The organism is Haladaptatus rarus (assembly GCF_054177585.1).
On record NZ_JBPEHG010000002.1, the window covers coordinates 51,816 to 70,951 of the forward strand.

Annotated in this window: 15 protein-coding genes; 6 read left to right on the forward strand and 9 right to left on the reverse strand. The window is 62.7% G+C overall.

Features of this window, described 5'->3' with window-relative positions; genetic code table 11:
- Positions 1–99 precede the first annotated feature (99 nt).
- Both mutL and ACR3FE_RS05385 read right to left on the reverse strand, forming a co-directional pair.
- Complete coding sequence (mutL, locus tag ACR3FE_RS05380) at positions 100–2,277, reverse strand: DNA mismatch repair endonuclease MutL (RefSeq protein ID WP_458206062.1); 2,178 nt, start codon at positions 2,275–2,277, stop codon at positions 100–102.
- 95 nt (positions 2,278–2,372) lie between these two features.
- Entirely contained in the window at positions 2,373–3,353 is a 981-nt protein-coding gene (locus tag ACR3FE_RS05385) for an AIR synthase family protein (protein WP_458206063.1), read from the reverse strand.
- A gap of 184 nt (positions 3,354–3,537) precedes the next feature.
- Here ACR3FE_RS05385 and thsA point away from each other — a divergent pair, with 184 nt between their 5' ends.
- Positions 3,538–5,208: a thermosome subunit alpha gene (thsA, locus tag ACR3FE_RS05390; protein WP_458206064.1), complete on the forward strand. Its 1,671-nt coding sequence runs from the start codon at positions 3,538–3,540 to the stop codon at positions 5,206–5,208.
- Between the two features lie 206 nt (positions 5,209–5,414).
- A complete protein-coding gene (locus ACR3FE_RS05395; protein WP_458206065.1) occupies positions 5,415–5,702 on the forward strand; it encodes a hypothetical protein in 288 nt (95 codons plus the stop codon).
- Positions 5,703–5,950: 248 nt separating this feature from the next.
- Here ACR3FE_RS05395 and ACR3FE_RS05400 read toward each other — a convergent pair whose 3' ends face one another.
- Positions 5,951–7,219 (reverse strand): vWA domain-containing protein, encoded by a 1,269-nt coding sequence (locus tag ACR3FE_RS05400; RefSeq protein WP_458206066.1) that lies wholly within the window; start codon positions 7,217–7,219, stop codon positions 5,951–5,953.
- A gap of 481 nt (positions 7,220–7,700) precedes the next feature.
- Between ACR3FE_RS05400 and ACR3FE_RS05405 the strand changes: the two genes are divergently transcribed.
- On the forward strand, positions 7,701–8,300 hold the full coding sequence (locus ACR3FE_RS05405; RefSeq protein WP_458206067.1) for a hypothetical protein: 600 nt from the start codon (positions 7,701–7,703) through the stop codon (positions 8,298–8,300).
- A gap of 94 nt (positions 8,301–8,394) precedes the next feature.
- Here ACR3FE_RS05405 and ACR3FE_RS05410 read toward each other — a convergent pair whose 3' ends face one another.
- From ACR3FE_RS05410 to mutS, 4 genes are all read right to left on the reverse strand, one after another.
- Positions 8,395–9,357 carry an acetamidase/formamidase family protein gene (locus tag ACR3FE_RS05410; RefSeq protein ID WP_458206068.1) on the reverse strand — a complete coding sequence of 321 codons (963 nt, stop codon included), beginning with the start codon at positions 9,355–9,357 and terminating at the stop codon, positions 8,395–8,397.
- A 144-nt stretch (positions 9,358–9,501) separates the two neighbouring features.
- Positions 9,502–9,981, reverse strand: coding sequence for a DsrE family protein (locus tag ACR3FE_RS05415; protein ID WP_458206069.1), 480 nt, complete (start codon positions 9,979–9,981; stop codon positions 9,502–9,504).
- Positions 9,982–10,192: 211 nt separating this feature from the next.
- Positions 10,193–11,548, reverse strand: coding sequence for a PQQ-dependent sugar dehydrogenase (locus ACR3FE_RS05420; protein WP_458206070.1), 1,356 nt, complete (start codon positions 11,546–11,548; stop codon positions 10,193–10,195).
- Positions 11,549–11,636: 88 nt separating this feature from the next.
- The gene (gene mutS, locus ACR3FE_RS05425; protein WP_458206071.1) at positions 11,637–14,321 is read right to left on the reverse strand and encodes a DNA mismatch repair protein MutS; all 2,685 of its coding nucleotides are present in this window, start codon (positions 14,319–14,321) and stop codon (positions 11,637–11,639) included.
- Between the two features lie 142 nt (positions 14,322–14,463).
- Between mutS and ACR3FE_RS05430 the strand changes: the two genes are divergently transcribed.
- The 3 genes from ACR3FE_RS05430 to ACR3FE_RS05440 all read left to right on the forward strand — a co-directional run bounded on the left by ACR3FE_RS05430 (position 14,464) and on the right by ACR3FE_RS05440 (position 16,726).
- Complete coding sequence (locus ACR3FE_RS05430) at positions 14,464–15,741, forward strand: arylsulfotransferase family protein (protein WP_458206072.1); 1,278 nt, start codon at positions 14,464–14,466, stop codon at positions 15,739–15,741.
- A gap of 42 nt (positions 15,742–15,783) precedes the next feature.
- Positions 15,784–16,131, forward strand: coding sequence for a four-helix bundle copper-binding protein (locus tag ACR3FE_RS05435; protein ID WP_458206073.1), 348 nt, complete (start codon positions 15,784–15,786; stop codon positions 16,129–16,131).
- An 88-nt stretch (positions 16,132–16,219) separates the two neighbouring features.
- Positions 16,220–16,726 (forward strand): hypothetical protein, encoded by a 507-nt coding sequence (locus ACR3FE_RS05440; RefSeq protein WP_458206074.1) that lies wholly within the window; start codon positions 16,220–16,222, stop codon positions 16,724–16,726.
- On the opposite strand, the gene thiD is transcribed toward ACR3FE_RS05440, so the two are convergent.
- Together thiD and ACR3FE_RS05450 are read right to left on the reverse strand one after the other, a co-directional pair.
- Complete coding sequence (gene thiD, locus ACR3FE_RS05445) at positions 16,727–18,091, reverse strand: bifunctional hydroxymethylpyrimidine kinase/phosphomethylpyrimidine kinase (RefSeq protein WP_458206075.1); 1,365 nt, start codon at positions 18,089–18,091, stop codon at positions 16,727–16,729.
- Positions 18,088–19,101: an AIR synthase family protein gene (locus ACR3FE_RS05450; RefSeq protein WP_458206076.1), complete on the reverse strand. Its 1,014-nt coding sequence runs from the start codon at positions 19,099–19,101 to the stop codon at positions 18,088–18,090. The genes thiD and ACR3FE_RS05450 overlap by 4 nt, the downstream gene beginning before the upstream one ends.
- Between the last annotated feature and the right edge of the window lie 35 nt (positions 19,102–19,136).

A 19,136-nucleotide genomic window follows, 5' to 3' on the forward strand; every position in this document is an offset into this window, starting at 1 on the left:
CCGCGTGCCATACTCTGGCTTGATTCGGCCAGCCGATAAGAACTTTCTCCTTACCAGTTCCAGATACTACTTGTCCTTCAATCATCTCCTTCCATCGATTCATTCTGCCCGCCGACCGGCGTGCCCCGGATAATCCCGCTCGAACCGGTCTTCGATCTCCTGTCCGTTGAGCTCGATGACGACCGGTCGCCCGTGTGGGCAGGCGTAGGGGTTCTCGCAGTCGTCCAGTGCCGAGAGAAGCTGTACCATGTCACCCTCCCGAAGCGATGTGTTGCCGGTGACGGAGGGATAACACGCCAAATCGGAGATGAGCGCGTCGGCCACCGCCTCCGCCGAAGTTCTGTCTCGTTCATCCGGGTCGGTCGAGACGAATTCGCTCAGCACGTCCCGCAGTAGGTCGGGCGCAAGCGTTTCGCTGAGTACGGTGGGAACCGTCGTCACCTCGACCGTCCGTTCTCCTGTGAGCGCGGCGTGGAATCCCAACCGCGCCAGCGCCTCCTGGTACTCGTCGAACAGCGCCGCCTCCGCCGCCGTCAGTTCGAGTTCGACTGACGAGGCGAGCACCTGTGTCGTCGTGTCGCCAGCGAACTGCTCGCAGAGTCGTTCGTAGTTCACGCGCTCGTCCGCAGCGTGCTGGTCGACGAGCACCAACCCGTCCGGCGTCTCGGCGACGACGTACGTGTCGTGCAGTTGCCCGAGGACGCGCATCGGTGGCAGGCGGTCGAACTCCTCTCGGTTCGGCACTGCGTCTTCGTCGGGCGAGTCCACCAGCGTCCCGGCTTCGGTCGGCGCGCGGAACTTCCGCTCCGGTTCGCGGGGTGGCTCGGGTTTCGTGTCGGCGTCGCTGGTCGCGGAGTTGGTTGCCGGTCGGTTCGTCGCTGGTCGGCCTGTCGTTGGTCGCTCCGTCGCAGGTTGGTTCGCTGTCTGTCGTCCTTCAGTCTGGCTGTCTGGCGTCTGCCGGCTTTTCGTCAGGTGTTTCGTCTCAGTCGAATCCTGACCGTTCGAACTCGTCGAACGTGCCGAACCTATCGAACTTGTCGGGGTGTTCGCGTTCGGATTCGAACTGCTCGCGCGCGACTCAGAGCCACTCGTACGATGGGTCTGCTCGCTCGTCTCGGCAGTCTGAGAAGGAGAGGGAGGAGAAGCCGAGGTATTCTCGGTGTCGTTCGAACTACCCGAGTCTGTCGTGGCGTCGAGTTCCGACTGCACCGCTTCGGGCGTCACGTCGGTTTCAGCAGGTGCGGAGCGACCACGCGGGGCGGACGACCTGATGAGTCCCTCGTCGAGGAGCGCGTCTTCTACCGCGTTTCGGACGCTCTGGCGAACCCTGCCCTCGTCCCCGAAACGGACTTCCATCTTCCGGGGGTGGACATTGACGTCAACCGAGTCGCCAGGAACGTCGAGAAAGAGGACGGCGAAGGGATAGCGGTCGGGCGCGAGCTGATTGCCGTAGGCCGAGAGGACGGCCTCGCGGACGACCGCGGACCGGACGTACCGACCGTTGACGTAGGTGGCGACGTATTCGCGGGTGCTCCGGGTCGTCTCGGGGTGGCTGACGTAGCCCGTGACGTCGACTTCTCTCGACCCATCGACGGCGATCATCGCGGTAGCGACCTTGCGTCCGTACACTGACAATATCGTCGATCGGAGGTCTCCCTGCCCTGTCGTCGAGAACACCTCGCGTCCGTCGTGTTCCAGTGAGAACGCCACGTTGGGATTCGCCAGCGCGTACTGCGTGACGACACGATTGACGTGCGAGAACTCGGTCGCGTCGGTCTTCAGGTACTTCTCGCGCGCCGGGGTGTTGAAGAAGAGATCCGCGACCTCGACTGTCGTCCCCTCCGGACAGCCCGCTGGCCCGACTTCCTCGACCTCGCCACCGACGAGTCGGAGTTCGGTGCCTCGCGCACCTCCTCGGGATTTCGTCCGGATGGTCATCCGCGACACTGCCCCGATGGTGTACAGGGCCTCGCCGCGGAATCCGAGCGTCGTGACGCCCGATTCGAGGTCGTCGATATCCCGAATCTTGCTCGTCGTGTGCTCTTCGACGGCGACCTGCACGTCTGCTTCGCTCATCCCGACGCCGTCGTCGGTGATGGTGATATTCTCCGTTCCGCCGCCGTCGATGCGAACCGAGATACGCGACGCGTCCGCGTCGAGGCTGTTCTCGACCAGTTCCTTCACCACGGAGGCCGGTCGCTCGACTACCTCCCCTGCCGCGATTCGCTGGACGGTCGTCTCAGAAAGCGGGCGGATGTTCGTCTCGCCGTCGGTCATCTCTCGAACCGTTTCGTTCCGGCTTCTTCAAGCTTCGTGTATTCGCTCGACTGGTCGTCCGTCGGATGTTCGCTTGCGCTGTGTGTTGCTCGTCGCTATTCCCAGAGATCGTACAGGTCGTCGCGCGGGGGTTCCGAAATGACCGCGCCATCCAACACGAGTTCTCCGGTATCGTCATCCTCGTCACCGTCACCGTCACCAATTTCATCACTCACCTGCCCGATCTCCGCTGCCGAAATCCCTGCCGCACTGAGTGCTTCGAGCACCTCCGCTACCGATTCCTGTGGAACCGCCGCGAGGAGGGCACCCGACCCGAAGATCTGGAGGGGGTCGACACCAACCGCGTCGCAGCAACCCCGAGTCACGTCCCGAACTGGCACGTCGGCACGCTCTACTTCCAACCGAACTCCCGACGCTTCGGCCATCTCCAGCAGGCCGGTCACGACGCCGCCCTCTGTCGGGTCGTGCATGGCGGTCGCGTACTCGCGGAGGATACGGGCGTCCTCGACGACGTTGATCTCCTCGAAGAACGATTCGCCTCCTTCTGCGGCAGCGCCGACCTGGTCACGGAAATCTGTCGCGAGGATGGCCGTCCCTTCGATTCCGGCACCCTTCGTGAGAACGAGGCGGTCGCCCGGTCCCGCGCCGCCGGTCGGGACGAACTCGTCGGCCAGCCCCATGCAGGTCATCGTGACCGTCGGACGTGGGAGGTCGGGAGCGTACTCGGAGTGACCGCCGACGATGGCGACCCCGAGGTTCGTTGCGGCATCGTCTATCTGGCCAGTCACCACGTCCAGCGTCTCCGAATCGTCGTCCGGGAGGAAGACGACGTTCGTCAGCCAGCGTGGGTCGGCACCGGAAGCGGCCACGTCGTTGCAGGCGACACTTACCGCGAGGGTTCCGAGTCGCTCCCGTGCCAGCGAGAGCGGATCGGAACTGACGACCAGGATTCGGTCGTCCACCCGAATCGCGGCGGCGTCCTCACCGTACTCGGGGCCGACCAGCACGTCGTCGTCTTCCGCACCCGTGCGTGAGACGACCATCGCAAGCGCCTCGGGGTCGAGTTTGCCGATCATGCCGCGACGTTCTCAGGGCGCGCCAATGTGCGTTTCGCCGCGGCTGTGGTGAACCGAATCGTGCCCGTGGAGAGTCAAATGGCGGGTGTGGCGGAATCGAATCACAGGGATGGAGCGGATCGAATGGTGGGCGTGGCGGGATTAGTTCTTTTGTGGATGCTGTCGTACCGTGGTTGGGGATACCATGGCGAACCAACTCGGATCGGGACCGATCTTGATACTCGGAGAGGATGCACAGCGAACCAGCGGTCGTGACGCTCGAGAGATGAACGTCACCGCGGCGAAAGCGGTCGCCGAAGCCGTTCGTACCACGCTCGGCCCGCGGGGGATGGACAAGATGCTCGTCGATTCGATGGGCGACGTCGTCGTCACCAACGACGGCGTCACCATCCTGAAAGAGATGGACATCGAGCACCCGGCGGCGACGATGGTGGTCGAGGTCGCCGAGACCCAGGAGGACGAGACGGGAGACGGAACGACCACCGCGGTCATCCTCGCGGGGGAGCTGCTGAAACGCGCGGAAGACCTGCTCGACCAGAACGTCCACCCGACGACACTCGCGCGAGGCTACCGACTCGCCAGCGAGGAAGCATCCCGCGTGCTCGAATCGAAGTCCCACCCGGTCGAGGAGACCGACCTGCTGAGCGAGATCGCCCAGACCGCGATGACAGGAAAAGGTGCGGAAGCGGCGAGAGAGGCGCTCTCAGAACTCGTCGTCCAGGCGGTACGGTCGATCAGAGACGAGGACGAAGAGGGGATCGACCTCTCGAACGTCTCGGTCGAGACGGTCGTCGGCGGTGGCATCTCTGACTCCGAACTCGTGGAGGGCGTCGTCGTGGACAAAGAGCGTGTGGACGACAACATGCCGTGGCGCGTCGAGGACGCGAAGATAGCACTCGTAGACTCGGCGATCGAAGTGCGCGAGACGGAGACGGACACGGAGGTCAGTGTCACCAGCCCCGACCAACTGACCACGTTCCTCGAACGCGAAGAGGCACAACTGCGCGAGATGGTCGACCGAATCGTAGAAAGCGGCGCGAACGTCGTCTTCTGCCAGAAGGGGATCGACGACATGGCCCAGCACTTCCTCGCACAGGAGGGCATCCTCGCCGTCCGTCGGGCGAAAGCGAGCGATATGAAATATCTCGCGCGCGCGACGGGTGGGCGGGTCGTCTCCGGCCTCGACGACATCGACCCTGCCGACCTCGGCGAGGCTGGATTGGTCGAAGAACGTTCAGTGGCGGGTGACACGATGCTTTTCGTGGAGGACTGCGAGAATCCCAAGAGCGTCACCCTCCTCCTGCGAGGCGGAACCGAACACGTCGTGGAGGAGGTCGAACGCGCCGTCGAGGACAGCCTCGGGGTCGTCCGGGTCACCCTCCTCGAGGGCAACGTCCTCCCCGGCGGCGGGGCACCCGAGACGGAACTCGCACTGGCTCTGCGTGACTACGCCGATGGCGTCGGTGGCCGGGAGCAACTCGCGGTCGAAGCCTTCGCCGACGCGATGGAGGCGATCCCGCGCACGCTCGCCGAGAACGCAGGTGTCGGCCCCATCGACGCATTGACCGACCTCCGAAGCCGCCACGATGCAGGGGAAGATGCGGCAGGACTCGACGCCGAAACGGGCGACGTGACCGACATGCTCGACGCGGGCGTGGTCGAACCCCTGCGCGTGAAAACCCAGGCCATCCAGAGTGCGGCCGACGCCGCGGAACTTCTCTTGCGGATCGACGACGTGATCTCGGCAGGCGACCTCGGCAAGAGCGAGGGCGAAGAGGAACCGGAGATGGGCGGCGCTCCTGGCGGTATGGGCGGCATGGGCGGTATGGGCGGCATGGGTGGTCTGGGGATGTGACACCCGAAACACGCTCTCACACATCGGCTGAATCTCTGGGAATGCGGTGATGGAATCGTAAAGAAGCATTTCTAGTGTCGGCTTGGACCCCGGTTTCGGCTCTCTTCCGCAGGTTTCGGACGAGTCCGCTTCAACGACCGTTCCATGAACCTGTGCCGATGCGAGCCACAATGCTTACACCGGTACCACCCGTGTGAACATCCTACATGGAATCGTTCACCGAAACACTGGAAGTCGTAACTCTGGGCAATCACGTCAGGATCGAACTCACTGACGGGACGACGTTCGAAGGGCCCGCGAGTCCCATCGACTACATGCCTGACGACCGATTCCGACTGGAGATCGAACCGAGACACGAAGCGATCCGGCGGTGCGAGGTCAGCGCGGAGTGCGTCGAAGGTGAGTGGACGACCCCTGAAGTTCGCCACTACAGCCTCGGTGACGACGACTGGACGGTCGCGGGCGAGGCTGACGATATCGACATCGTACAGTAGGTCGCGCCCCGTGCAGGAAGTTCCATCTTGATTTCTCGTCGTCCGGAGCGACGCTCTCCGACTGTCTGTTGCTCCCCGCTCCTGTTGGCGATGGGTGCTCCCGTTAACGATGGCAGCCCCTGTTGGCGGTGGGAGACCCTGTCGATGGTGGGTGAGTTCCCAAAAAATCGATGACGCGCCTCCTGGTGCGGAGCGGTCGGTCGTTTTCGTTGCGTTGCGGTCGTTCGTTTCGCTGTGCTCGCTCTCGTTCAGGCGCTGTTACTCCACGGATTCATCGGCTCCGGGTTGTGGCGGCACTGCTCGGCGTAGAAGTCAAAGTCGAACTTCGCGCTGTCGGACTGCACTTCGTTATCGACCTCTTTGGGCAGCCACCATTCGAAGCCGAGGCAGTGTTTCGTGTTCGCGGAGTAGCAGTCCGCCTCCTCCGTGCTTCGGTCGCCGTCGAGCAGGATACCGTCGTTCAGATAGGCGAGCACTTCCGTGAGTGAGCCTTCCGTGATGACCTGTTCGCCGGTGAAGATGCTCGTCGCGATGGTGGAGTAGATCGTTCCGAGGTCGTCGACGCCACCGACGTATGCGTCGTCGGGTGAACTGGCGATCTCCTCCATGAGCGTCGTGTCCGCCCCCGACCCGAGCGCGACGGTGATGATGCGGATACCGTCACCTTTCGCAGTCGATGCAGAGTTCTTGGCGGCCGCCTCGTTGCTCTGTCCGTCGCTCAGGAGCACCATCACCTTCGTGGCACTCGCCGTCGCGTTCGTCCCGTTGAGGAGTTCGTTCCTTGCGGCATCGATGCCTGCGGAGATGTCCGTCCCGCCGCCCGCCGAATACCCACTGATTGCGGATTTGATAGCCGAGTAGTCCGTCGTGAGTTCCTGATCGACACCAGCAGTGGATGCAAAGGAGATGGCCGCTCCCTCGTCCGGCGAACTGAAGTTGTCGACGAAGTTCGTCGCCGCGGTCTTGAGCGCGGTCAGATTGCTCCCTCTCATCGACCCGGAGACGTCGCTTACGAGTGCGACCTCCAGCTCCTGTCCACCTGCGACGCGGTCGAACTTATTGTCGCAGTCGTCATCGTACCACAGGCGTGCGTGGATAGCGTCCGCGAGTTCACCCATCCCGTCGGTGTCCTCGCCCTCCGTCTCCAGTTCGGGTTCGCGCTGACCGTTCTCCGCACTCTCCGTCAACTCGCCGGCCAGCCAGATATACGCCGGATTGTCGTACACGTGCAGGCTGATGGTCGCCTCGCCGTAGTCGCCCGGCTTCACGTCGTCGAGCATGAAGATAGGGCCGGGGTTGTCGATCGGCGGCTGTGTTTCGATGATCTCGCCGTTGTAGTGTTCCTCCCAGTCGATCTTCAGATCGAGGTTCCCGGCAGTTACCGTGTTGTTCTTGATCGTCTCGGGGTCGTTCAGGAACGCCATCGTCCCTGCACCGCCGAATGCGGCACCGGCACCGATGGTGCCGAGACCGAGCAGCGCTTTCCGTCGTGAAAACTCGAATTTCTTGTCTGACATGATTGGTCGTACCCCGGCCACCGTGTCGCCGTCTCGATCACAGAAGACCCTCGATAGCAGGGGGCAACGAACTGCAGTTCCACAGTCAGTATCGAATATATACGTTCGCTTGTGGGTCGATAGGCGTCCTCTTGTGGAACGAGAGGGTCTCTCTATGTCGCCCGGCCTCTCGAAACGGCGGTTTTCATCGATGAGAACCCCCCGAGACGATTCGATATGTGTCGACTATGGGTGGCCAAGCATCTCCAGATTCGTACCATAGCAGCACGAAAACCGGTCTGGCACTCCCAGAACGGTCACTTTCGAGTGTCTTCGACTATCGCCGCAAATATTCGTTGCACAGATCTCGACCATTCGTGATAGACTGTGCCGAGACCGAAGCCAACTGGAGCGATTTCTGACTAAGATTCAGTGCTTCCCAGTATCCGAGAAAAGACCGCTCGCATAATGTCGGCTGTCGAGTACTGGACGTGTGGTTGCCGTGACCGATAGCACTTCGTTCGGACTGTCCGATGATGTACCGAACCCACACCGATTCCGGCGGACGATCAGTCGCCTTGGCGTCCCATATCTGTTGGCGACGCTCGCCGCCGTCCTCTCGACGATGGTGCTCCACGAACTGGCACATACCACCGTCGGCGAACTTCTCGGAAATCGGATGGTGATGTCCCTGAACGGGAGCTGTCCCATCGAGGGAGTGTACGGTTCGCCGTGGCATCTGGCGATCGTCGCCCTAGCTGGACCGCTGGTGACGGTTGGACAGGCGATGGTCGCTGCGGTCTGGCTCCGTCGGTCGGGAGATGAACGTATCTATCCATTCTTGCTCGTCCCGCTCCTCTACCGAGGAGTGCCGTATCTCATCGCAGTTGCAAGCCCATCCTGGCTAGGACGACAGGACGAGGCCATCGTCGCGGCGGAACTCGGCGTCTCTCCCTGGCTCGGTGCGGGTCTCACGGTCGCCACGCTCGTCGTAGTCTGGGTGTGGGGTTCTTCGAGAAGCCCCATCGATGGGTGGACGACCGTAACGACGGCCCTGATAGCTATCGGAGCGACTGCGCTCCTGGTCGTCGCTGGTGGGTGACACCGATGGCAAGTGATACGGTCGAGTAGTTATCACACTCGACGGTCACATCGTTCCGCTCCGGAATGGTCACGCCGTTCCCCCTCAGGTTTGGTTATCGATTGTTCCGCTCTGGAAAGATCGACTGCGGAACGTACGCCGAGACGACCCAGTTCGGTTTGTCGACGACTTCGTTGATCTTCAGATCCACTATCGCCGAACACAGTAGATACGCCTCCGTACGCGTCAACTCATGCTGTTCGTGGAGATGCGTGATCATGTGTCTGACCGCTTTCTTCGTCGCATCCATCAGATCGTCGCTGATGCCGGTGGTCGCGTACATACGGTCGCCGTCAGTCGAGAACGGGCCTGCCGTCTCGAATTGTGGCTGTTCGATGGTTCGGTCAGGGAGGAGTCGGAGCCGAGTTGTCACCGTCATCGATGCTTCGATGCCCGTGACACAGACTTCGCCGTCACCCTGCGCTGCGTGGCAGTCGCCGATGCTGAACAGTGCTCCGTCAACCTCGACCGGCAGGTACAGCGTCGACCCGGCCGTGAGATGTTTCACGTCGAGATTGCCACCGACCCGACGCGGTGGTGTCGTGCTGTGTTCTCCCCCAGTGGCAGGTGCGACGCCGAGATTACCGGGAAACGGGTCGAGCGGAACTTCGATGCCGTCGACGAACGTGCCGACATCGTCCTCTAGCTCCCAGACGTGGAGACCAGGGTCGGGGAAATCCTCCGAAAGCAGACCCCACCCCTCGTCGCCCGGATAGAAGTACGAAAAGCCGACGCCGTCGTGCTCGAAATCGAGGAGTTCGACCGCCAGTACGTCTCCCGGCTGTGCACTGGCCATGGAGACCGGCCCAGTCAACGGATGGCCGGTGGAATCGTCTGCCATTGAATACACGTCGGCCACGGTCGCATTCGCGTCGAGTCGTTCGTTCGTCGCGTCGCGGCAGTCGAAGGTAACGACATCGCCGGACTCGACCGTTCGGACTGGCTCGTGGTTACGGCTCCAGGTCGTGTGGATATGCTCGTCGCGTGCCGAGACATGATGGTCGGGTGTGGTCTGCATCACTTCGTCGTACGTGTGCAACAATCATGAAGCGATCACAAAAATATTCGAGTGTTCGCTCGGCCGTTTTCGGTTCGAGAAAAGTTCGCAGCCTCAGAACGACCCGACTGAGTCGGGCGACTCGACCGCCGGCTGAGATGACGGTTATGGCGACTTGATGTACCCGTAGCTCAGTTGCTGGAGTCGAGTGAGTTCACCGACGCCAGACGGCACTGGCTCGACACCCGGAAGCAGGTCGTCTTCCGTGAGACCGAGGTGTTCCATCGCGTTCTCACACGCTCGGAAGGTCACTCCCTGCTCCTGGAGCATCTCGATGATGTCGGCGAACTCATTGTCGTCGGTGGGCGGCGTGTACACGAGTACGCCCTTCCCGTTCGCCAGGAAGACGAGGTCGTTGACGGGGACGGTCTCATCTTCGAGGAGGTTCTTCGCGTTGAGTAACGCGTGTTTCTTGTCCATCGCGTCACCGCTCGAAAGGTGGATGACGGTCTTCGTCTTTGGTGTCGGTCGTCCAGTTTCTCTCCCCTGGGGCGTATCGTGACTCTGGCTCGCGCCGACCGATTCGCTTCCCAGTAACAGTGCACCGAGCGTCCCTGCTGCCGAGACGAAGCTTCTTCTCTCCATACATTAATACAATCGCATCAATTCGAAATATATCCTGCTTCCGTTATACGCCGATGAAAATAATGGGAAGATATATGCGTTTGATTTCAACGCATCTGAAAATTGATGTTTGGCAGTCGAGAATCGTCATCGCGGCTGTTGGTCGCGTCGGGATTCGGTCTCGAAACGTTCTTTGTCCGGTGACGAAACCCCCGGACTTTCTTCACCGAAATCACTTGGCCGGGACGAGACGGTGAACCCCGCCACCGCTCTCGCCAATACCAAGTACGTATAGCTCTCCGGAACCGTCGCGGCCAAACGAGAGGAGTTGTTCGAGTTTCGCGCTCCCGTCACCGGCCACCGTGATCACTCGCGTCGGCCACATCCCGCCATCGTCGGGGGGAGTCGCGGCGAACAACCGCCCGTTTGCTTGCAGGTCGCCGAAGACGTAGGTTCCGTCCATCCCCGACAGTGCCGAACCGCGATAGACGTAGCCGCCGATGACCGATATCCCACTGACCGACGCGCCCGAGTGTGGATACTCGACGATCGGATCGACGAGACGTTCGCCACCCCGAACGTTCCCCGGAGTCTCGTCCGGGCAGTCGTCCGCCCCGTAGCAGTGTGTTCCTTCTTTCACGTTCCAGCCGTAGTTGCCCCCTTTCTCGACGATGCTCACCTCCTCGAATCGACTCTGGCCGACGTCGCCGACGAAGAGGGTTCCGTCGTCGAACGACATCCGCCACGGGTTCCGGAATCCCCACGCGTAGTGTTCGTCGAGACCGTTCGTCCCGACCAGTGGGTTGTCGTCGGGGATGGCGTAGCCCTTGCCGTCAGCCCGACCGTCGACATCGATACGGAGGATGCTCCCTCGGAGGTTTTCGGTCACGTCCTGTCCGTTCCCCCCATCGAGGGCGTCGTACCAGTCGGCGACGTGGCCCGTGCCCTGGTCGCCGCCAGCACCGCCATCGCCGACAGCCACGTAGAGATAGCCGTCGTTCCCGAATTTGATGTCCCCCGCGTTGTGGTTGCTCTGCGGTTCTGGAATCTCCAGGACGGAGCGTTCGCTATCCCGTTTCACCCGCTTGCCGTTTTCGGTCGCCTTGAACTCAGCGAGGACGAACGTGTGGCTGAATCCGGCGGGGGTTCCGGAACGTCGCGGGCCGCTGTAGCGGACGAACAGCCGCCGATTCGTGGCGAAATCGGGGTGGAGCGCCATTCCCAGCAGTCCCTTTTCGCCACCGAATTCGACTGTATCGCGCAGGTCGAGGAACAGGTCGTCGCGGAGGCCTCCTGACTCGTGAACGTAGATGCGGCCGTCCTGGTCGGCGATGTAGCGACGGTCGGCGTCGGGTGCGAAGGCGATGGCTATCGGTGCTTGTAGCCCACTTGCCAGCGTCTGTAGACCGACCGAATCGGGTGCCGTCTCTCCGGTCGTCCCGTCGGTCGTCTTCGATGCTTGCGTTCCGCTCGCTCCAGTAGTGCCGTCCGTGTTCGAATCGGTCGGGGAAGACCCTGACCCACCACACCCAGCTAGTGTTGCCGAGAGTCCAGCGACAGTGGCCGTAAGGAAGCGTCGGCGCTGCATACCCCTGCTTCGTGGGCTGACGGCAAAAGACAACCGGGGAAAATTTGCCCGGAGAGAAACGACGATGCGAGTGGAAACGTTCGTTATTTTACCGTTCTTCCTCTAGACGCTTCTGCCACTCCTGTACCTTCGACATCAGCTCTATCGGCGACACGTCTGCCACCTCAGTCCCGGCGAGTTCGTCCAGCACGGCTTCGGTTTCGGGGTCGAGCGAGTCGGAATCGATTCCATCGGCCGCCGCCGTGTCCGACGTTCCACTTGCTTCCGCCGGCGTACTGCCATCGGCAGACGCACTCCCCTGGAAACTCCCCGACCCGAGGTCGAAGACTGCTTGTACCGACTCGCCCGTTCCCGAACCCCGCGCCTCGATCGCCTTCTCCTTCCGCAGTTTGTCGAGCACGTCCCGCGAACGCTCGACGACCGGCATCGGTACGCCCGCTAGATCCGCGACGTGGATACCGTAGGAGCGGTTGGTCGGTCCCTCCTCGACCGTGCGGAGAAACGTCACGTCGCCATCTCGTTCATCTGCCGCGACGTGGACGTTCTCGACGCGCCCCAAATGTTCCGCGAGCGTCGTCAACTCGTGGTAGTGGGTCGCAAAGAGCGTCTTCGCCCGCACCTCGTTGTGCAGATACTCCGTCGCCGCCCACGCGATGGAGATCCCGTCGTAGGTCGCGGTTCCGCGCCCCACCTCGTCCAAGATGACGAGCGAATCCTCGGTCGCCGAGTGGAGGATGTTGCTCAACTCCTGCATCTCGACCATGAACGTCGAGCGCCCCTGTGCCAACTCGTCGAGGGCACCGACGCGGGTGAAGATGCCATCGACGAGTCCCACGCGCGCTTCGCGTGCGGGGACGAAACTGCCGACCTGTGCGAGCAGGGTGATGAGGGCGACCTGCCGCATGTACGTCGATTTCCCCGACATGTTCGGCCCGGTGACGATGAGGAACTCGCGGTCGTCGTCTATCCGCACGTCGTTCGGGACGAACTCGGTCGTCTGCTCCACGACCGGATGGCGGCCCTGCTGGATGTCCAGTCCCGACTCGGTGAGTTCCGGCCGTACCCATCCGTTTTCGACGGCGTGAACCGCCAGACTCGCCAGCACGTCGAGTTCGGCCAACGTGCGACCGACGTCCTGTAGGAGTTCCGCGTGTTCTGCCACGCGCGCTCGGAGCCGCTGGAACAATTCGTACTCCATCTCGCCTCGCTGTTCTTCGAGACGCAGTATCTCGCGTTCTCGCTCCCGGAGTTCTTCGGTGACGTACCGCTCCGAGTTCTTCAGCGTCTTTATCGCCTCGTACTCCTCGGGAACCTTGCCGGTCTCCGACTTGCCGACCTGCAGGTAGTAACCGTCCGTCTTGTTGCGGTCGACCTGCAGATGGGTGATGCCCGTCCGGGACTTCTCGCGCCCTGCGAGCGTGTCGAACCACTCCAGATTCGTCTCGTGCTGGTCGATGATCTCGTCGAGTCGCTCGTTGTAACCCCGGCGAAACAGACCGCCTTGCGTGACGGTGTTCGGTGGGTCGTCCGCCAGTGCGTCGGCCAACTCCTCACGGAGTCGCTCCGCCTGCGCCCTGTCCGGTCGAGCCACGAGTTCCGCGAGTGGCGAACTCGACAGCGAGGGCGCGTTGGTGATGGAATCCGCGACCTTCGGGAGGACGGCGAGACTGTCTCGAACCCGGAGCAAGTCGTGTGCGTCCGCGCTTCCCGACGCCGCCTTGCTCGCCAGTCGTTCGAGGTCGTACGCCTCTGATAGCGTCTCTCGAATCTCCTCGCGGGCCAGCGCCGACTCCGCGAATGCGGCAACGTTTGACTGGCGTTCACGAAGCAGGTCGAGCGACCGCCGCGGACGCTGGAGCCACTCTTTCAGCAGGCGACGACCCGCACTCGTCCGTGTGTGGTCGATCGTCTCGAACAGCGATCCCTTCCGGTCGCCGTGCATCGTCTCGGTGAGCTCGAGGTTCCGCTGGGTCGTCGCGTCGAGTTCGACGTGGTCGTCGGTGTGGTACGATTGCAGGCGCGTCATCGACCCGAGGACGCCCGCCCCCGTCTCCTCGACGTAGGAGAGTACGGCCCCTGCCGCACGAACCTCCGCCCCCTCGCCCGAGTCCAGTCCGAGACTCACCAGCGTCTCCTTGCCGAACTGTTCGCGGGTTCGATGGGTCGCCTTCCCCGGTGCGAAGGCGTTCGCGTCGTGAACCGACAGGGAGGCGTCGGTACGTTCGCGCACTCGTTCGAGGAACGAATCGTCGTTTCGAACTTCTGGGCCGGGCAGTACCTCGGCGGGGTCGAACCGATACAGCTCCGTCAGTGCGCGCTCGTCGGCGTCCGGGCCGGAGACCGCGGTGACCAGGAACCGTCCCGTCGTCACGTCCGCAAAGGCGAGTCCGTAGCCATCCTCGACGCGGACGACACCCGCGAGATACTGGGCGTCCGCGGAACTGGTTTCCAGGAGGGTTCCCGGCGTCACGACCCGCGAGATCTCGCGGGCGTGCCCGTTCTCGGTCTCGTGCTGGTCGGCGACGGCGACGCGGTAGCCGCGTTCGACCAGTTGCTTCAGATACGGGGTGAGTTCCGAGAGCGGGACGCCAGCCATCGGATAGCTACTCCCGTGGCTCGATTTCTGTGACACGTTCAGATCGAGCACGTCGCCGACCAACTCGGCGTCGTCGGCGAAGAACTCGTAGAAATCGCCGACCTGCATCGTCAACACGTCCGCGTCCGTCTCGGATTTGAGCGAGAGAAACTCCCCGACGATGCCGCCCTCACTCACGGCGGACACCTCCGGAGACGGGCAACCGAAATCATGTGCGGAGTGAGTTCGAGCGCGGATAAAACGGTGTGGATTCGCGCTGGCGAATGTGGTCTATCGCGGCCAGCACGGTTTTACCGTTCGCAGACTTCACCGCATCCACGTGGTTTCCGTGGGTCCTCGGTTCGTCGTTCCGCAGTCGCAGCGCGGTATCGGCATCGGTCTGATGACGTTCGCTGTCACTGGTTTCGCGCTCGTGCTCGTCATCAGTGCGGCGGTCGCCCCGCCCATCTCGGAGACATCGGTTCGTGGTGCAGGCAACGAAACCGTCGTCGGCGTCCAATCGACGACGACGAACGGTCGCGTCGCCGTGATCGGTGTCGACGGACGAAAGCAGTGGGACTACGGCAAGGCGGCGAGCTATCACGACGTCTCCGAACTTCCAAACGGTTCTATCCTCGCCTCGTTCATGGCCCGAGGCTACAGTGACTGTGGCCCCTACGACTCACCGTGCGAGCGAACGGGTGTTCGTGTCATCGATCCAACCCCCACACCACACGTCGTCTACGAGTGGTCGTTCCCCGTCCGAACAAGTCTGAACAGCGAGGTTCACGATGCCGAGTTCCTGCCCTCCGGCGAACTGCTCGTCGCGGATATGGACAGAGAACGAGTGTTCACCGTCGCGCGGAACGGGAGCGTCACGTGGCAGTGGAACGCGAGCGAGTTCTACGACGCACCGACAGACCCCACGACGACCGATTGGCTCCACATCAACGACGTAGATAGAATCGGTGACGGGCGCTATCTCGTCAGTGTTCGAAACGCCAACCAGCTCGTCGTCGTCGAACGCGGAAAGGGCGTCGTCGAAGTCGTCAACGAGGATGGTGACCCGAGCGTGTTGAACAAACAGCACAATCCCCAGTGGCTCTCGGAGAACGCCATCCTCGTCGCCGACAGTGAGAACGACCGGGTGGTCGAACTCCATCGGAAGGACAGTAGAGACGACGACGATGGCGATAGCGAGTGGACGGTCGCGTGGCAGGCCGAAGGTGCGGGCGGCATCGAGTTCGACTGGCCTCGTGATGCCGACCGCCTCCCTAACGGCCACACACTCATCACCGACAGTCGGAACAATCGCGTCGTTGAACTGAACGAGTCCGGGGCGATGGTCTGGAGTGCTCGCGTTCCGACGGTTCCCTACGAGGCAGACCGCGTTCCCGGCGAGTATCCCGCCGGAGCAGCCTACGATTCGGGTGTCGCAGTCGGAGAGGGTGCGACGAAACTCCCCGTTTTCAGCTACCTGCTCGCCAGTGCCCGCCACGTGGTCGAACTACCGTACTGGCTGGCCGGTTGGCACCTCGCGGTCGGTTTCCTCTCGCTCGTGACGTTCGTCGTCGGTCTCGGCGTGTTCGTCACTGGGTCTGAAAAATCAGTTGCGTAAGCAACCAGAATACCGACCGCCGATACCCTCGTTTCTCACCACATGGCAGTCACCCAGATAGACCACCTTAACGACGAACAGTCGGACTGTATCGACAACTGCTTCGAGGCCGCACAGGTCTGTGAGTGGTGTGCCGACGAGTGTCTCGACGAAGATGGCGACATGGCGCGGTGTATCCGCCTCTGCCGCGACGTGGCCGACATCGCCACCCAGCACGCCCGATTCATGGCGCGTAACTCGAACTACAGCGTCGAACTCGCGGAAGCCTGTGCTGGTGCGTGCGAGGAGTGTGCCGAGGAGTGCTCGCGCCACGACCACGACCACTGTCAGGCTTGTGCCGACGTGCTGGAAGAGTGTGCCGAAAGCTGTCGCTCGATGATCGCATCGTAAACGATCAAAATCGACGCTTTTCTGAAGATCGTTCGCCGTCCGTTCTGTTCTCGATAGCGTAATGTGTTCTCGGATTCGTGTCCGAACTATGACCGACGAGTGTGAAGCGTGCGCCGACCACGAAACCGCGGGGGACGACCACGAGGAGAGTTCTGCCGACGGTGACCACGACCACGCTCTCTCACCCGAAGACCTCCAGTATCCGGAGTTCGTCTTCGAGGAGGGTGATATCGGGGACGATGGGTCGTTCGACCTCGAAACCGACCTCGACCGCGAGGAGATGGCCGACTGGTTCTCCGACCTCGCTGGCGGGATGGCAAGCCACGACGTTGCAGTCGAATCGCCCGGGGGTCACGTCACCTTCGGCGTCGGCGCGTCCGGCGTGCAGATGTCGTTCGACCCCGGCGAAGACGGCGTCGGCGACTTCGAAGTGACGTTCAAACTCCGGGCGAAACCGATGTTCGTCGCGGACGACCCCGACAAGCCGAAAGTCGGTGCTCGCGGTGGGAAGGGATTCATCCCCATCGAGATGCTGACGACCGACCGCGAGACGTTCCGCTGCTACAACTGGATGGGCGATTCGAACGACGCCTGACTACGACTCCAACGCAGAGAGCACCGCGAACGTCCGTCGCTTCAGCGCCCCCGTATCTGCTGCAATCAGCTTCACGATGGCTTCTTTGCCGACTTCGCCACGGTCGATGATGGCCACTGGGGTCTCGCCCACCGACTCGAACGCCCGGCGGGCACCCCACTGCATCGTGCTTCCTTCGTGCGCTTTCACGTCCTCGGGTTCTGCTCCTCGGTCGAACTCGACGATCTCGCCGCTGAGCGCCGACAGTGCATCTTCCACGTCGCTGTCGAACCGGCAGTTGACGGCGAATCGGAGGTCGGCGTCGAACTCGCGCGCCGAAAGCAGGAATCGGGCGACGTGACTCGACGCGCCGAAGCGAACGCCACGATTCGGGTTCACGCCCGACATGGTGCGCGTGATCCGCCCTTCGACGGCGGCGGTTTCGCCGACTCGCTCGGCGTACCGTGTCGCCCCGACGACGTTCATGCCGACCTCGGGAACGAGCACGCTCACGTCTCGCTCGACGAACGACCGGACGACCTCCTCGACCGCTTCTGCGGTGGGGTGGCGGTCTGCCAGCTCTCGGAGGCCGACGAGGTGGTGAACCGACCCCGGCCCCTCACCGACGTCGAGTGGATAGCGCACCGCGCGTTCCATGAACGTCGTCGCCCCAGCGACCGCGTCACGGAGATCCTCGCCGTGTGCGAGTTGGGCGGCGATAGCACTCGATATGGTGCAGCCCGACCCGTGCGTCGCGTCGGTCTCGATCCGTTCGTGAACGAAGGTTTCGACACCCTCGTCGGTCACCAGCACGTCCTGTACCCTCTCGCCGGGGACGTGCCCACCCTTCAGGAGTGCGGCGTCGGCACCCAGTTCGAGCAACGCTTCGCCCGCTTTTCGGGAACTTTCCTCGTCTTCGGGCAACACGCCCGTCAACACTTCTGCCTCGTCGGTGTTGGGCGTGACGAGCGTCGCGTGGTCGAGGAGCGATTCGTACGCCTCTTCGCCCTCGTCGTCCAACAGTCGGTCACCCGACGTAGCGACCATCACGGGGTCGACGACGACCGACACGTCCAGCGGTGCGACCTGTTCCGTGACGCTTCGCACGACCGGAGCCTCCGCGAGCATCCCGGTCTTGACGGCTCGAACGTCGAAATCCGAGAGGACGGCGGAACACTGGGCTTCGATCTCCTCGACAGGGAGCGTGAACGCTCGTTCGACGCTGCGCGTGTTCTGGGCCGTGATACTCGTCACGACGCTCGTACCGAACGCGCCGTGGGCTTCCATCGTCTTCAGGTCGGCCTGGATACCTGCGCCGCCACCGGAGTCGCTTCCCGCGATGGTCAATGCGACCGGCGGTTCGACGGGTGCGGGATTTCGCGTCATTCCAATCGCCCCATGAACTCCTCGAAGGTTCCCCAGAATGGGTCGATCTCCGGATGCTCGATTCGCTCGCCATCGACGGTCACACCGTCTCCCTCACGAACCTCGCCGATGTCTGCCGCAGGGATATCGGCGTCGTCCAGTGCCGCGATGACATCGTCAGCGTCATCGGATGCGACCGAGAGCAGGAGGGTACCTTCGCTGATCGCCGACCACGGATCCATGTCGAAGAACTCGCAGGCTTCCAGCACGCCCGGCAGGACGGGCACGTCGTCGTGGGACACGTCGAGCTGGACGCCGCCTGCGCGGGCCATCTCGACCAGTGCACCGTGAACGCCGCCTTCGGTCGCATCGTGCATGGCCGAAACGTTCCCGGCATTTGCAGCCACGAGCGCGTCTTCGACGGGACTCATGTCGTAGAAGCGGTCTTTCGCCGCTTCGACCGTCTCGTCCGGAAGGTCGAGCAGTTCCTCGAAGCGGATGGAGAGCAAGCCGGTCGCCTCCACCGCCGGCCCTTTCGTGATGAGGACGCGGTCGCCGGGTCGTGCCCCGTCCGGTCGAACGACCGCGGTGGGGTCACCGACCGCCATCGCGGTCGCACCGCCGACCATGGGGTAGCTACAGCCAGCGTATCGTGCGGTGTGGCCGGTGACGACGCTGACGCCCAACTCGCGGGCCTCGCGGTCGAACGTCTTCCAGATGGTCTCGAACTCCTCGTCCGTGATCTCCGGCGGCAGGTTGAAATCGACCGAGAGGTGAGTCGGCTGGACGCCACTCACCGCTACGTCGCTCATGATGATGTGGAAGGCGAACCACGCCGCGCGCTCGAAGCCGAGCGACGGCATGACGAAGATGGGATCGGTCGCCGTCACGACGGCATGTTCGCCGACCTCGAATATCCCGTAATCGACGCCATGCTGTGGCCCGAGCGCCACGTCGTCGCGCTCTGCGCCGAGGTGCGGGTAGATGTACTCCTCGAAGAACGCTCTGTCTACTTTGCCGAGGTTGCTCATACGTCGGTGTTATAACTCTGTAGTATTTACCAGTG

Excerpts from the sequence above, each read along its gene's own strand:
- ACR3FE_RS05435 (WP_458206073.1), top strand. The coding sequence starts at position 15,784 with ATGGCAGTCACCCAGATAGACCACCTTAACGACGAACAGTCGGACTGT.
- ACR3FE_RS05450 (WP_458206076.1), bottom strand. The coding sequence starts at position 19,101 with ATGAGCAACCTCGGCAAAGTAGACAGAGCGTTCTTCGAGGAGTACATC.
- ACR3FE_RS05440 (WP_458206074.1), top strand. The coding sequence starts at position 16,220 with ATGACCGACGAGTGTGAAGCGTGCGCCGACCACGAAACCGCGGGGGAC.
- ACR3FE_RS05410 (WP_458206068.1), bottom strand. The coding sequence starts at position 9,357 with ATGCAGACCACACCCGACCATCATGTCTCGGCACGCGACGAGCATATC.
- ACR3FE_RS05385 (WP_458206063.1), bottom strand. The coding sequence starts at position 3,353 with ATGATCGGCAAACTCGACCCCGAGGCGCTTGCGATGGTCGTCTCACGC.
- ACR3FE_RS05395 (WP_458206065.1), top strand. The coding sequence starts at position 5,415 with ATGGAATCGTTCACCGAAACACTGGAAGTCGTAACTCTGGGCAATCAC.
- ACR3FE_RS05400 (WP_458206066.1), bottom strand. The coding sequence starts at position 7,219 with ATGTCAGACAAGAAATTCGAGTTTTCACGACGGAAAGCGCTGCTCGGT.
- mutL (WP_458206062.1), bottom strand. The coding sequence starts at position 2,277 with ATGACCGACGGCGAGACGAACATCCGCCCGCTTTCTGAGACGACCGTC.
- ACR3FE_RS05420 (WP_458206070.1), bottom strand. The coding sequence starts at position 11,548 with ATGCAGCGCCGACGCTTCCTTACGGCCACTGTCGCTGGACTCTCGGCA.
- ACR3FE_RS05415 (WP_458206069.1), bottom strand. The coding sequence starts at position 9,981 with ATGGAGAGAAGAAGCTTCGTCTCGGCAGCAGGGACGCTCGGTGCACTG.
- thiD (WP_458206075.1), bottom strand. The coding sequence starts at position 18,091 with ATGACGCGAAATCCCGCACCCGTCGAACCGCCGGTCGCATTGACCATC.
- thsA (WP_458206064.1), top strand. The coding sequence starts at position 3,538 with ATGGCGAACCAACTCGGATCGGGACCGATCTTGATACTCGGAGAGGAT.